13 protein-coding genes are annotated in these 12,840 nt (G+C 40.2%); 4 read left to right on the top strand and 9 right to left on the bottom strand.

Going from position 1 to position 12,840, the window contains the following annotated elements:
* Nucleotides 1-16: 16 nt before the first annotated feature.
* The 4 genes from HMPREF2957_RS06770 (at nt 17) to HMPREF2957_RS06755 (ending at nt 4,152) form a co-directional block, all read left to right on the top strand.
* Entirely contained in the window at nt 17-1,306 is a 1,290-nt protein-coding gene (locus HMPREF2957_RS06770) for a carbohydrate ABC transporter permease (RefSeq protein WP_315940888.1), read from the top strand.
* A 1-nt stretch (nt 1,307) separates the two neighbouring features.
* Entirely contained in the window at nt 1,308-2,150 is an 843-nt protein-coding gene (locus tag HMPREF2957_RS06765; protein ID WP_070678328.1) for a sugar ABC transporter permease, read from the top strand.
* A 205-nt stretch (nt 2,151-2,355) separates the two neighbouring features.
* Entirely contained in the window at nt 2,356-3,156 is an 801-nt protein-coding gene (locus tag HMPREF2957_RS06760; protein ID WP_070678325.1) for a DUF1189 domain-containing protein, read from the top strand.
* Nucleotides 3,157-3,165: 9 nt separating this feature from the next.
* Nucleotides 3,166-4,152, top strand: a complete 987-nt coding sequence (locus HMPREF2957_RS06755; RefSeq protein WP_070678322.1) for a LacI family DNA-binding transcriptional regulator — start codon at nt 3,166-3,168, stop codon at nt 4,150-4,152.
* Between the two features lie 53 nt (nt 4,153-4,205).
* Here the strand turns inward: HMPREF2957_RS06755 and HMPREF2957_RS06750 are convergent, their stop codons facing one another.
* From HMPREF2957_RS06750 to pgfM1, 9 genes are all read right to left on the bottom strand, one after another.
* Entirely contained in the window at nt 4,206-5,147 is a 942-nt protein-coding gene (locus tag HMPREF2957_RS06750) for a YitT family protein (RefSeq protein WP_070678319.1), read from the bottom strand.
* On the bottom strand, nt 5,125-6,888 hold the full coding sequence (aspS, locus tag HMPREF2957_RS06745; protein WP_070678316.1) for an aspartate--tRNA ligase: 1,764 nt from the start codon (nt 6,886-6,888) through the stop codon (nt 5,125-5,127). The genes HMPREF2957_RS06750 and aspS overlap by 23 nt, the downstream gene beginning before the upstream one ends.
* Before the next feature lie 137 nt (nt 6,889-7,025).
* Complete coding sequence (locus tag HMPREF2957_RS06740) at nt 7,026-7,241, bottom strand: hypothetical protein (RefSeq protein ID WP_070678314.1); 216 nt, start codon at nt 7,239-7,241, stop codon at nt 7,026-7,028.
* A gap of 18 nt (nt 7,242-7,259) precedes the next feature.
* A complete protein-coding gene (locus tag HMPREF2957_RS06735) occupies nt 7,260-7,901 on the bottom strand; it encodes a CPBP family intramembrane glutamic endopeptidase (protein WP_070678311.1) in 642 nt (213 codons plus the stop codon).
* Between the two features lie 9 nt (nt 7,902-7,910).
* A complete protein-coding gene (locus HMPREF2957_RS06730; protein WP_070678309.1) occupies nt 7,911-8,612 on the bottom strand; it encodes a DUF3169 family protein in 702 nt (233 codons plus the stop codon).
* 14 nt (nt 8,613-8,626) lie between these two features.
* Nucleotides 8,627-8,977 (bottom strand): PspC domain-containing protein, encoded by a 351-nt coding sequence (locus HMPREF2957_RS06725; protein ID WP_070678307.1) that lies wholly within the window; start codon nt 8,975-8,977, stop codon nt 8,627-8,629.
* Entirely contained in the window at nt 8,974-9,177 is a 204-nt protein-coding gene (locus HMPREF2957_RS06720; RefSeq protein WP_070678304.1) for a hypothetical protein, read from the bottom strand. The genes HMPREF2957_RS06725 and HMPREF2957_RS06720 overlap by 4 nt, the downstream gene beginning before the upstream one ends.
* Nucleotides 9,177-9,380 carry a helix-turn-helix transcriptional regulator gene (locus HMPREF2957_RS06715; RefSeq protein WP_000916944.1) on the bottom strand — a complete coding sequence of 68 codons (204 nt, stop codon included), beginning with the start codon at nt 9,378-9,380 and terminating at the stop codon, nt 9,177-9,179. Before HMPREF2957_RS06715 ends, HMPREF2957_RS06720 begins: the two co-directional genes overlap by 1 nt.
* 162 nt (nt 9,381-9,542) lie before the next feature.
* Nucleotides 9,543-12,506, bottom strand: a complete 2,964-nt coding sequence (gene pgfM1 / locus HMPREF2957_RS06710; RefSeq protein ID WP_070678301.1) for a glycosyltransferase PgfM1 — start codon at nt 12,504-12,506, stop codon at nt 9,543-9,545.
* Nucleotides 12,507-12,840: the final 334 nt, after the last annotated feature.

Genomic DNA, 12,840 nt, shown 5'->3' with positions numbered 1-12,840 from the left:
TATGAAAGGAGCACTCATGGAACAACAACCAAAAAAAGCAGCCTTGCTTTCATTGATTCCTGGGTTGGGACAAATCTACAACAAACAAAAAGCTAAAGGTTTTATCTTCCTTGCTGTAACAGTGGCTTTTGTCCTCTATTTTATAGTACTTGCAGCACCTGAATTGAGCAACTTAATCACGCTTGGTGAAAAACCTGGCCGTGACAACTCTCTCTTCATGTTGATTCGTGGTGCATTCCACTCTATTTTTGTAATTGTTTATCTAGCCTTTTATATTCTCAATATTAAAGACGCTCATACTATTGCAAAACGTATCAATAATGGCATCCCTGTCCCATTGACACTTAAGGATATGATTAAGGGTATCTATGAAAATGGATTCCCTTACTTGCTTATCATTCCATCTTACGTTGCCATGACATTTGCCATCATCTTCCCAGTTATTGTAACCTTGATGATTGCCTTTACCAACTATGATTTCCAACATTTACCACCAAATAAATTGTTGGATTGGGTTGGATTGACTAATTTCACAAACATCTGGAGCTTGAGTACTTTCCGTTCAGCCTTCGGTTCTGTTCTTTCTTGGACTATTATCTGGGCTTTATCTGCATCTACTTTGCAAATCGTACTCGGTATCTTTACAGCTATTATTGCTAACCAACCATTCATCAAAGGGAAACGTATCTTTGGTGTTATCTTCCTTCTTCCTTGGGCTGTTCCAGCCTTCATCACTATCTTGACATTCTCAAACATGTTTAACGATAGTGTCGGAGCTATCAACACTCAAGTATTGCCTATCTTTGCTAAGTTTCTTCCTTTCTTAGATGGCGTTCTTATTCCTTGGAAGACAAACCCAACTTGGACTAAGGTTGCCTTGATTATGATGCAAGGTTGGCTTGGATTCCCTTATATCTACGTCTTGACTCTCGGTATCCTACAGTCTATTCCAAATGACTTGTATGAAGCAGCTTATATCGACGGTGCAAACGCTTGGCAAAAATTCCGCAACATCACTTTCCCAATGATTTTGGCCGTTGCGGCACCTACTTTGATCAGCCAATACACCTTCAACTTCAACAACTTCTCTATCATGTATCTCTTCAATGGTGGTGGTCCTGGTAGTGTCGGTGGTGGAGCTGGTTCAACCGATATCTTGATCTCATGGATCTACCGTTTGACAACTGGTACAGCTCCTCAATACTCTATGGCAGCTGCCGTTACCTTGATTATTTCAATCATTGTCATCTCTATTTCTATGATTGCATTCAAGAAACTACACGCATTTGATATGGAGGACGTCTAAGATGAATAACTCAATCAAAATCAAACGTAGACTGACTCAAACCCTTACTTATCTTTACTTAATTGGACTTTCAATCGTTATTATCTATCCTCTTTTAATCACGATTATGTCAGCCTTTAAGGCCGGTAACGTTGTGGCCTTCAAGCTCGACAGCAATGTTAATTTCAGTCTTGATAACTTCAAAGGGCTCTTTACAGAAACCTTGTACGGCACATGGTACCTCAACACTTTGATCATCGCTTTGATCACTATGGTTGTTCAGACAAGTATTATCGTACTTGCTGGTTATGCCTACAGCCGTTACAACTTCTTGGCTCGTAAACAAAGTTTGGTCTTCTTCTTGATTATCCAAATGGTGCCAACAATGGCCGCTTTGACTGCCTTCTTCGTTATGGCCCTCATGTTGAACGCCCTTAACCAAAGCTGGTTCCTCATCTTCCTCTACGTTGGTGGAGGTATCCCGATGAATGCTTGGTTGATGAAAGGTTACTTTGACACCGTGCCAATGTCTCTTGATGAGTCTGCAAAACTTGATGGTGCAGGACATTTCCGCCGCTTCTGGCAAATCGTTCTCCCTCTTGTTCGCCCAATGGTTGCTGTACAAGCACTCTGGGCCTTCATGGGACCTTTCGGAGACTATATCCTCTCTAGTTTCTTGCTTCGTGAAAAAGAATACTATACAGTTGCCGTTGGTCTACAAACATTCGTCAGCAATGCGAAGAACTTGAAGATCGCCTACTTCTCAGCAGGTGCTATCCTCATCGCTCTTCCAATCTGTACACTTTTCTTCTTCTTGCAAAAGAACTTCGTTTCAGGACTTACAAGCGGTGGCGACAAGGGGTAATATACCCCCGCCACCCTTTTTCATTTTTGAAATTGTACATCGATTGTCTGGTGAGAAACAAGAGCTTGCTGAGATTACCTTGTTAGTTAGTGGACGAATCATAACAATCATTCACTTTTACCAAGGATTCTACTATCCCCGCTTGAAATAAAAAACATTTCTCTATATAATACTCGTATAGAAAAATGCCTATAGAAAGAGATTTATGTTACCATATCCATTTTCTTATTTTAATAGTATTTGGGGATTTCGTAAGCCCCTATCTCAACGTTTTGGTCTAAACTGGTTTCAACTGATTTTTACCAGTATTTTCTTGATTAGCTTATCCATGGTGCCTATTGCTATCCAGAACAGTTCTCAGGAAACCTATCCTTTAGAGACGTTCATCGATGATGTCTATGCTCCATTGACGGACGAAGTCGTTCAGGATCTAGCTACCAATGCTCAGATTGTAGATGGAAAACTAAGCTATACTGGTTCGACTCCTCATCAAGCTTCTGTACAAATCGGGGCTACTGCTAGTTCAAGTTTCCCTGAAGAATTACTTCTTAACTTTGAACCTGAGCAACTCGTCATCAGTAAGCAAGGAAAAGAACTAACCAGCATTCGCTATCACGCTATTACAACTGATAGTTTCCAAAGCAAGGAAAGCTTGACTCAGGCTATTTCAAAAGACTGGTATCAACAGAACCGCGTCTATATCAGCCTCTTCCTGGTCTTAGGTGCTAGTTTTCTCTTTGGACTTAATTTTTTCATTGTAGCTTTAGGTGCTAGCCTTCTGCTCTACTTCACGAAAAAATCTCGTCTCTTCTCATTTAAGACCTATAAAGAGTGCTATCATTTTATTTTGAACTGTTTAGGATTACCAACTTTACTGACCATGATTCTAGGTCTTTTGGGGCAGAATATGGCAACTTTGATCACTGTTCAAAACATTTTATTTGTTCTATATCTGGTCACTATCTTTTATAAGACTCATTATCGTGATCCAGACTACAAAAAGTAGGAGATTATTATGCCTGTTACGATTAAAGACGTGGCCAAAGCTGCAGGAGTTTCTCCTTCAACCGTAACCCGTGTTATTCAAAACAAATCAACGATTAGTGACGAAACCAAAAAACGAGTTCGAAAAGCAATGAAAGAACTCAATTATCATCCTAATCTAAATGCTCGAAGTCTTGTTAGCAGTTATACGCAAGTTATTGGCTTAGTCCTTCCGGATGATTCAGACGTTTTCTACCAAAACCCTTTCTTCCCTTCTGTTCTTAGAGGGATTGCACAGGTTGCCTCGGAAAATCACTATGCCATTCAGATTGCGACTGGTAAAGATGAAAAAGAGCGTTTAAACGCCATTTCACAAATGGTCTACGGAAAACGTGTGGACGGTCTTATCTTCTTGTATGCCCAAGAAAATGACCCCTTGGTTAAACTCGTTACTGAAGAACAATTTCCCTTCCTCATCCTTGGGAAATCACTATCACCCTTCATTTCGCTTGTTGACAATGATAATATTCAAGCTGGTTTTGATGCGACCGAATATTTCATCAAAAAAGGTTGTAGTCGCATTGCTTTCATTGGTGGTACCAAGAAACTCTTCGTTACCCAGGACCGTCTGACAGGTTACGAGCAAGCACTTCAAGAACACAATCTGCCTCTTGATACTAATCTGACTTACTTTGCTACTGAATTTCTTGAAGATAATGGTTATCGCTTTAGTAGACTTCTCTTCAAACACAATCCAAATATTGACGCTATTATTACCATTGATAGTCTCCTTGCTGCAGGGGTCTGTGATTACATCGCAAAACACCAACTGGATGTCCCTGTCCTCAGCTTCGACTCAATCAATCCCAAGCTCAACTTGGCGGCCTATGTCGATATCAATAGTTTGGAGCTTGGTCGTGTTTCCTTTGAAACTATTCTCCAGATCATCGATGATGCTAAAAACAACAAACAAATTTGTTACCGCCAGTTGATTGCCCACAAAATCGTTGAAAAATAAAAACCAACTCTCTATTTTGAGTTGGTTTTTTTGTATCCTATTTACCTGAACGACTAGTTTTCAACTTCGACAAATCGCCCAAGAATATGGACATTTTCTGATACAGATACAAAGGCTGTCGGATCAACTTGTTTCATGATTAGTTTAAAATCATTAAACTCCGCACGAGTGATAACCGTTATCAAAACTGCCTTACGCTCGTGGTTATAAGTCCCTTCAGCATCATGAATCACAGTCGCACCACGATGCAATTTGTGATGAATTTTTTCAATGACTGCATCTGGATTGCTCGTGACTATCATGGCCTGCATGCGTTTCTGTTTGGTGAAAACTGCATCTGTTACACGACTTGAAACAAAGATCGTAATCATAGAATAAAGAGCATATTCCCATCCAAAGGTCAATCCTGCAATCAGCATGATTGTACCGTTCACCAAGAAAGAGATGCTTCCGACGTTACGACCTGTTTTCTTACGGATGGTAAGACTGACAATATCGGTTCCCCCACTGGAAATGTTGTGGCGTAAAGCAAATCCGATTCCCAGCCCCATGACGACTCCCCCAAATAGGGCATTGATGATAGGATCTTCTGTCAAGACCACCACTGGTATAAACTGGATAAAGAGCGAGCTCATGGATACCGTGATAAAGGTGAAAATCGTGAACTTATGCCCTATCTGGCGCCAAGCTAAAATCATGAGTGGAATATTGATACAATAGAAAGCGACAGAGATTGGGATGTGGAAATGAAACCAGTAGTTACTAAGGCTTGAGATAATTTGTGCTAAACCTGTTGCACCACTTGAATAAACATGTCCTGGTTGGAAGAAGAAATTGACGGCTACAGCTGATAAAAACCCATATACCAGAGAAGCTGAGATTTTTTCATCGTATTTTTCTTTAGAAATTCCTTGTAAGACACGTAAGATTTTTACGCGATGAGCAAAGCGACGCAAATAATAGTGCCACTTCTTAGTTTGTTTCGTTTGTTTCATCTTGTTCTACTTGTAGATTGAGTTCTTCTAGTTGTTTAAGAGCTACTGTTGATGGTGCTTGGGTCATTGGGTCAGTTGCTTTGTTGTTCTTAGGAAAGGCAATGACTTCACGGATGTTTTCTTCGCCTGCTAAGAGCATTACAAAGCGGTCAAGTCCGATAGCCAAGCCCCCGTGTGGTGGGAATCCATAGTCCATAGCTTCCAATAGGAAACCAAACTGATCATTTGCTTCTTCTGCTGAGAACCCAAGAGCCTTGAACATGCGTTCTTGTAATTCCTTTTGGTTGATACGAAGGCTACCACCACCAAGCTCATAACCGTTCAAGACGATGTCATAGGCAATAGCACGAACCTTAGCCAAATCCCCCTCGAGTTCATGAGCAGTGTCTGCCTGAGGAAGGGTAAATGGATGGTGGGCACTCATATAACGGCCTTCTTCTTCAGACCATTCAAACATTGGCCAGTCAACTACCCAGAGGAAGTTAAATTTGTCGTTATCAATCAAGCCAAGTTCTTTGGCAATACGTCCACGAAGGGCCCCAAGTGTTGCATTGGCTACATCAAGCGTGTCCGCCACAAAGAGAATCAAGTCTTTATCTTCAAGACCAAGCGCACTTGTTAAATCGCCTTGAATGCTAGTCAAGAATTTAGCAACTGGTCCGTTTAATTCACCGTCAACAACCTTGACCCAAGCAAGACCTTTGGCACCGTACTGTTTGGCTACTTCTGTCATCTTGTCGATGTCTTTACGTGAGTAGTTGTCTGCTGCCCCTTTGACGACAATGGCTTTAACAGCAGGAGCTTCTGAGAAGACTTTGAAATCAACACCTTTGACAAGATCTGTCAAGTCCTGAAGCAACATCTCAAAACGAGTATCAGGCTTGTCAGAACCATAAAGAGCCATGGCATCATCATACTTCATACGAGGGAATGGCAGTGTTACTTCAATCCCTTTTGTTTCCTTCATCACGCGCGCAATCAAGCCTTCCGTGATATCTTGGATTTCTTGCTCACTAAGGAATGAAGTTTCCAAGTCGACCTGGGTAAACTCAGGCTGGCGGTCACCACGCAGGTCTTCATCGCGGAAACATTTAACGATTTGGTAGTAACGGTCAAATCCCGCATTCATCAACAACTGTTTTGTAATCTGCGGACTTTGAGGAAGTGCGTAAAAATGCCCTTTATTGACACGAGATGGCACCAAGTAGTCACGCGCCCCTTCTGGTGTTGACTTAGAAAGGAATGGCGTTTCCACATCGATAAATTCCAACTCGTCCAAGTAGTTGCGGATAGAATGTGTTACCTTGGCACGAAGTTTAAGGTTTTCCAACATCTCTGGACGACGAAGGTCAAGGTAACGGTAACGTAGACGCGTATCATCGTTTGCTTCAATGCCATCCTTGATTTCAAATGGTGTTGTTTTGGCTGTATTAAGCACAGTAAGAGCCGTTACATTCAGTTCAACCGCTCCAGTCGCCAGTTTATCATTGGCCTGCTCACGTGCTGCAACCTGACCAGTAACCTCGATGACAAATTCACTACGAAGGCTTTCAGCTGTTGCCATCACTTCCGCAGAAACTTTCTCAGGGTTGATAACCAACTGCATAATCCCTTCACGGTCACGAAGGTCGATAAAGATCAATCCACCCAAGTCACGACGACGGGCAACCCATCCTTTCAAGGTAATTTCTTGTCCGATGTGCTCCTCACGAACACGACCAGCATACATACTACGTTTCATGTTTTCTCTCCTCTTGTATTCTGTTACTATTTTACCATAAAAGCGCAGGCTCTTCATGAAAATCATCAGAAAAGTTGAGAGTTTCCTCTTATAAATGAAAAAATCCAGCAAAGTCATTCGCTGGATTTGGGTTTTCTTTATTTTTTACGCTTTTCAGCAATCTCTTCTGTCTTCTTAGGAAGGACAATTTCTGTCACATAAGCTGTCGCAAATCGTATCACTCCTGCGATAGGAGCAAAGATAACCGCTAGATTGTTATAAAAGAAATCCCCCTTAATGAAATAGACAAGTAGGCCGATGACAAAGAAGAGAAATACAGCCTGAATCACTGCTAATAATAGTACTCGTTTCATGATTTCCTCCTGAGTCTATTATAGCATGACTATCATTAAAAATGCGATTAAATTATTCAAAGCATGTAGGGCTATACTATAAGCCAAACCACCTTTACTGATATAAGCCAAGCCCATGCTAAATCCAAGTGAAGCATAAACTAGGAACTGTAGTGGAGTTCCAGGAAAATGAACAAGAGCAAAAATGAGACTACTTACAAGAAGAAAGATAGCTGTTTGCTTGATGTTATCTTGCTGAGGGAAGACAAAGCGAGCTAACATACCTCTAAATGTTAACTCTTCTGTCAGAGGTGCAAAGACAACCACCATAAAGAAAGAGAAAAGAGGTTGATTATGAGTCAATTCTTCTACCATCTTTTGATTGACTGATGGATCATGTGGTAAAAAGTTTTCTGCAACAATGACAAGGACCCATACCAAAGCTGGTAGCCAGATGTATTTGTTAAGGGCCGTTTTTTCTATTGTAACAGTTCCTGTCTTATACCACTTGTAGGTAACGAAGGTAAAGATTCCTGCTAATAAGACATAAACAGGGACAGCAACGTAGCTAGGTGCTCCCAATATCAAGGCGGCTAAACCTACGCCCTGAATAAAACTATAGACCATAAGAAATGATAAGAAGGCAAGGCTATACCAGCCGATATTTTTAAGTGTTTTCATAATATTCTCCTATTTGAAATAACGTTTTGTTTTGCGCAATTGTGCCACATTCATGTACATATGAATAACAACTGCCACCAGCAGAGCAACCAACTGAACTTGTCCTAATACCATTGATAGAACTACTAAGACAACGTAGATACCAGGAATGAGGAGCTGATTGACCTTGAACAAGATCAAGTAAGCTTCTTCCATTTCAGCCTGTTTTTCTCCCTCATCATAAGTATCGAGGTAGTCTAAAACTTCCTTGGGAGTTGCCATAATAGAAAGTTTGTAGTTACGAATCTTGCTAGTGATTTTGAGACAGTACACACCTGCCCAGATACCTAAAACTATCAAAAGCAAGGATGCTACTGATGGGCCTAAAGCTCCCAAATCTATAAGTAGACAGGATAGCATACTAATTTGGCAAACATTCCAAGCTACTGTACCATAATCTAAGAAACGATACATGGCAAGGTAGTCTTGTTCGTTTTCTTCGTCCTCTTCTTCTCTTTGATAACTCTGATAAGCCTGATGGCTTTTTCTAATGAAATAAAAGGTTAGAATTACCGTAAGCATCCCTAGACCAAGAAAGATTGAGTACAAGGCAATGATTACTTGAGCTTGACTGATACCTAAAGGATTAACACTAAGGAAACCAGCAAGTATTCCTAATAAAGCACTGGCAAGAAAAATCTTCAGTGCAAAAATGATTTGTTTCTTTTCCATCTTTAAACCTCTTTCTAAAACAAGCCAGACAACCACTGACCAAAAGCTTTTCCTGATTCAAAAATAGCGGTCAAGCCTTCTGTTCCAAGTGACACCAAAATCAAACAAACAGCAAGTAATAGAATAGCTTGATTTCTAGCTTTTTTTGCTCCATCCCCCAAGGGTTCATTTCCAAGCCAACCTGCTAGATAGGCATAGGCTGTAACTGTTAAAATACCAATCTCTGTAGAAGAGAGAAACAACAGGACTGTAGCCAAACGAACGATATTGGCTTGAATGTTAAAATAATTTCCTAAACCTGCACAAACACCGGCAAGTTCTTTGTGTTCAGTATCGACTTGAAAACCCGCTAAAAACTCTTTCATAACTTTTCTCCTTTTACGATCTCTTTAAACTTTATCTTTCTCTCTACCCATCTAAAGACTAATAGTAAAACTATGTTAATCCAGAAGAGGTATTTACTTTCAACAATTGTAAACCAACCAAGTAGGCTTCCGATCATAGCCAAAAGATTTACGATAAACACAACTATAGATAGATAATAAATCACTTTATACTTGTTCATCACTCATCCTCCTCTAAGCGGAAAACCGATTCGACTGGCTCATGGAATATCTGAGCAATCTTCAGGGCAATGACGATGGATGGTGTGTACTCATCCCGCTCTAGCAAACTGATGGTTTGCCTGGACACGCCAGCTAGTTTGGCCAGCTCTGTTTGATTCAGGCCATCGCGAGCCCGAAGCTCTTTTAGACGATTTTTTAGCATGTCTTTTTTCTCCTTTGTTCTTATCTTGATTTTATTGTAACATATCTTTTTATTTTTGACAAGCATATTTGTCAAAAAGTTTAATATTTTTGTCATTTTGTAAAAGAAAAAGGTCAGGAATGGTATCCTGACCGTATTTTTTTATAGTTGATAAAAGATTGCTTACTCAGCTGATGGAGCGTCTTGACTTTCTTTCAGCTGGTTTTTATCATCCTTCTTGTAATCTCTTCTGACGATATAAAGCGTTGTTAGACTGATGAGAGTCAATACAGCACCTGTAATCCTTCCTTTTTGAGAGAAGACAAATTCTACTTTGTGTTGTCCGGAAGTAATCGGGAATGAAATAAAGCTGTTCCATGCTTTTGTCACAGGGACATTCTTGCCATCTACTTTCACCTTCCAACCCTCACTATAAGGGATAGAGGTCATCATATATTTACTGTCGTCAGTAATATTCACTGAACCGACGATATGAGTATTCGAGAATTTCTCAACTTGTAGACCTTGTTCCTTCCGCTTTTCTAAAGCACTTTGAATTTGACTGATTTCTGCGCGGTAAACTCCTGCATTTGAAAGGTCAACCTTGTCTGTTTTAAAGCGGAACTCCAGTACAGACTCTTGATTCTCTGCATTGTCAGCGATTTGCCATAGTTGACGTTGCGTATTTCTCTTAGAATGAGTGAACCACTTGCCGTTCAGAAGGACGGAGTAATCTTTCTCTGAATTTAGACTTGCTGGTACGAAGAAGTAATAGGTCAAGTTTGTTCGCGGAGTAATTCGGTAGCGAACGATTGCATCCTTAGAAGAATCTACCCGCTTGTAGACTGCAGTTCCTTTTTCTTTGTCGACATTTTCCTCAGTAAGATTTTCTGTTTCAACATCTCCATAGGCTAATGGTTTGAAGTAGTCGAGGTAGTTTTCCTCGCCTTTTTTTACGCCTTCCATAGAGTTAAGGATGATATTTTGATTTTGGATAGCGTTATTTCTACCAAAGTTGATGTTTCTTACTAAATCATTTGTTCCATAGGCTAATGGGAAAGAATTTGGATTTTCGTACACGGTATAACGTTCATCTTCGTAGACCTTCTGCGTGAAATAACGGTTCATATCAAAACGACTGGCAAAACGTGTGAAATACATTCTCTCAGGATGAGCTTCTTTCTCAGTAGGATCCAGGTCTTTGACATCCATATAGTAGCGAACACCGTATAAGGCATCTGTTAGAGGAGTTCCATTTTCATATTCTATTGCTTCATCGCCCGCTTGATCACCCATATAGGCAAAGTGATTCATAGTGGACCTCTCCAAATTTGAACTAAAAGTACTCAAACCTGGATAACCTATCAGAGATGGAGTTGTTCGAGAATAGGCAAAGGTTGTAGCAATTCGGTAGAATGGTTGATCTGCGTTTTCTTGGATTTTATCCGTCACACGTTTAACCGAGAGCGTCCCGTCCACAAATTTATCAACATTTGCATAACTAAAGGTCACTTGTGATAGATAGGCATTGTATCCTAGCTCAAATACTGTCAGAGTTGATAACAAGACAACAGCTAAGCGAATCATTCGTGGACGTAGCAAGGCCAGTACAGCTAAGTAAATGAGTAGAGTTAAGACTACACGAGAAAAGAGATAACCTGTTTGTAATAATAACAGCAATACCACCACAGAACCAGCCGCAATCACCAATACCCTTTCCTTTTCATTCTGGGACTTGGCAGAGCGTTTCCAGTATAGATAAAATCCTATAGCTGTAGCTGATACAACCAGTATCACAATAGCAATAAAATGGCTATTGATAAACAGAGTTAGAGCCTCAGGTTGTTTCTTTGGTAGATAGGTAAAGTCTTTAGTATAGAGGTAGATTGCCGATAAGACTAGGGCTACAACTGATAGCAATTTCCCTCGGCGAGAGATTTTAAATTTCTCTTTTAATGCTTGATAGGCTAGAAGCAGCATGAAGAAAGAGAATAACCATGAGAAGCGGAAGAAGAATCCGGCAGGATTTTGTCCCATATGCCAAATCTTACTCACAAATTCATTTACAAAGGAAGTAAAGAAAATGAGAGTAACCACTCCCGCAGCCCATCTTCTTTCTTTGACTATCCTTCTTGATAAAAAGTACAAGATAAAGCCGATAAACCCGAGAGCTCCAATATAGATATTTGGCAGGTTTGGTCCAGCTGCCCAACCTGATTGCGCATCAAAGCCCCCGATAGTTAGTTTGGATAAAATGTCTAAGGGATTAATCTGAAAGGCCATGGAAAATGTCATGGCTCCTCCTGCTTGTCCCTTACTTTCAATCAAGTTGAAAAATACTGGAACCAATAAAATTGAAGCCGTAGTAGCCCCTAGGATAGAGTAGAGAAATACATCCCATAAGGGTTGGACGTAATGTTTGAGTTTTACTTTCCATGTCCCCTCGATAGAAAGACGAGGTGAAAGATAATAGCAGGCATATAAGACAACAAATAGCGATATCATATAGCCCATGTAGAATTGAAGGAATACAGTTAAGCCTAGTACAAAGGCATATGGATAAGCCGCTTTGCCATCTAACAACTGCTCTAGATATAGGATGACAAGAGGAAGCATGAACATGGCATCATAAAAGATAACATTCATCTGGTAGGATACCAACATACCCGACAGGGCATAAGCTGTCGCAAACAAGGGGACCATCCATCGTTTTGACTCTGCACCCTTATAACGTTTAATTAAGAGATGTGCAAAGGAAAGTCCAAAAGCACCATATCTGAGCCAGATCGTTAGAAAAACAGATAATCCTATATATTTTAAAGGCAGCAGAACATAAATAACATTGAAAGGGCTCATCAAATAATAGCCCAACTCACCAACCATATCTCCACCTATAGATTTAGTAAAGGAATATGTCAGACTACTTAAATCACCAGATAGAATGGCATTCTTTAGCAATCCATAAAAACTAATGTACTGTTGATCAAAGACAACGGTCATTAAACTTTTATTTCCAAAAGGATAACTCCCCATGAAAAACCATACCACCAGCATGATGGTCATTGGTAGCAAGGCACTACTGACATAAAGGACACCCTTCGGATATTTTTCCTTTAATTTCTGCCATTGTGTCAACCAATTTTCCATTATTGATTTCTCCTCTATGTTTTTAACCAACTTCTGTTTGTTGTTTGCCACCGGCTACGTTAGCTAGTATTGTAATGTTGGCTTTGTGACTTTGTGATAAGTGGGGTTTCCCCTTGAAAAGGGAAGGATAGTATCTACTACTCCATCATTTTAACATTTAAAAAAGGAGAGAGCAATGCTCTCTCCTCTCTAAAGAAACTTATCTAATATTATTTAGAAAATTTACGTTTCATAACAACAGTACCTGACAAGATTACCACACCTGTCAATACAAGTACAGCACTTGTAGCTTCACCAGTGAATGGAAGACCTGGTTTGTCTTCTGTTGTTGTAG

The organism is Streptococcus sp. HMSC062D07 (genome assembly GCF_001814215.1).
GTDB classification, from domain to species: domain Bacteria; phylum Bacillota; class Bacilli; order Lactobacillales; family Streptococcaceae; genus Streptococcus; species Streptococcus infantis_I.
The sequence above is the reverse complement of the archived record's forward strand: the minus strand, read 5'-3'. Positions and strand labels throughout refer to the sequence as shown.

What these genes read in the sequence shown, in the direction of transcription:
- aspS (WP_070678316.1), bottom strand. Translation starts at nt 6,888, where the DNA reads ATGAAACGTAGTATGTATGCTGGTCGTGTTCGTGAGGAGCACATCGGA.
- HMPREF2957_RS06755 (WP_070678322.1), top strand. Translation starts at nt 3,166, where the DNA reads ATGCCTGTTACGATTAAAGACGTGGCCAAAGCTGCAGGAGTTTCTCCT.
- pgfM1 (WP_070678301.1), bottom strand. Translation starts at nt 12,506, where the DNA reads ATGGAAAATTGGTTGACACAATGGCAGAAATTAAAGGAAAAATATCCG.
- HMPREF2957_RS06730 (WP_070678309.1), bottom strand. Translation starts at nt 8,612, where the DNA reads ATGGAAAAGAAACAAATCATTTTTGCACTGAAGATTTTTCTTGCCAGT.
- HMPREF2957_RS06770 (WP_315940888.1), top strand. Translation starts at nt 17, where the DNA reads ATGGAACAACAACCAAAAAAAGCAGCCTTGCTTTCATTGATTCCTGGG.
- HMPREF2957_RS06765 (WP_070678328.1), top strand. Translation starts at nt 1,308, where the DNA reads ATGAATAACTCAATCAAAATCAAACGTAGACTGACTCAAACCCTTACT.
- HMPREF2957_RS06760 (WP_070678325.1), top strand. Translation starts at nt 2,356, where the DNA reads ATGTTACCATATCCATTTTCTTATTTTAATAGTATTTGGGGATTTCGT.
- HMPREF2957_RS06725 (WP_070678307.1), bottom strand. Translation starts at nt 8,977, where the DNA reads ATGAAAGAGTTTTTAGCGGGTTTTCAAGTCGATACTGAACACAAAGAA.
- HMPREF2957_RS06715 (WP_000916944.1), bottom strand. Translation starts at nt 9,380, where the DNA reads ATGCTAAAAAATCGTCTAAAAGAGCTTCGGGCTCGCGATGGCCTGAAT.
- HMPREF2957_RS06740 (WP_070678314.1), bottom strand. Translation starts at nt 7,241, where the DNA reads ATGAAACGAGTACTATTATTAGCAGTGATTCAGGCTGTATTTCTCTTC.
- HMPREF2957_RS06735 (WP_070678311.1), bottom strand. Translation starts at nt 7,901, where the DNA reads ATGAAAACACTTAAAAATATCGGCTGGTATAGCCTTGCCTTCTTATCA.
- HMPREF2957_RS06720 (WP_070678304.1), bottom strand. Translation starts at nt 9,177, where the DNA reads ATGAACAAGTATAAAGTGATTTATTATCTATCTATAGTTGTGTTTATC.
- HMPREF2957_RS06750 (WP_070678319.1), bottom strand. Translation starts at nt 5,147, where the DNA reads ATGAAACAAACGAAACAAACTAAGAAGTGGCACTATTATTTGCGTCGC.